The sequence below is a fragment of the Staphylococcus sp. EG-SA-2 genome, from assembly GCF_017152085.1.
On record NZ_JACYHC010001289.1, the window covers coordinates 1 to 608 of the forward strand.

Annotated in this window: 1 pseudogene; it reads right to left on the minus strand. The window is 36.3% G+C overall.

What is annotated here, in order from left to right:
* Positions 1-608: pseudogene (cap8O, locus tag IDG60_RS20795) on the minus strand (type 8 capsular polysaccharide synthesis protein Cap8O); the annotation flags it as partial.

The following is a 608-nucleotide window of genomic DNA, read 5'->3' on the forward strand; positions in this document are numbered from 1 at the left end:
TAGCAATAATAAAGTACGGATCAACAGCTAAACAATGACCGCCTACACCTGGACCAGGTTGATGGATATTAACACGCGGATGTTTGTTTGCCATTTCAATCACATCTAATACATTAATATTTAAGTTGTTGCAAATTTTTGTTAATTCATTAGCTAAAGCAATGTTCACGTCTCTATATGTGTTTTCCATTAGCTTACTCATTTCAGCAGTACGTGCATCTGTTTCAATCATTTCTCCCTGAACAAATGTGCGATAGACACGTTTACCCGCTTCAATACAAGCTTTAGTCACACCGCCAATGATGCGATTGTTATGAACTAATTCTTCTAAAATTTTTCCTGGCAGTACACGTTCTGGACAATGCACTAAATAAATATCTTCACCTATTGTAAACCCTAAATTTTCAATGACTGGTTTTACAAAATCATCCATCGTTTTAGGCGCAATTGTCGACTCTACAATAATAGTATTCCCTTTTTTTAAAAATGGTAAAATACTATCTAATGCACGCATAACTAGCGAAATGTCACATGACCGGTACTGATCATCATTATTCGGCGTCGGAACGGCAATGATAAAAACATCAGATGCTTCTGGCGTTGTAGAT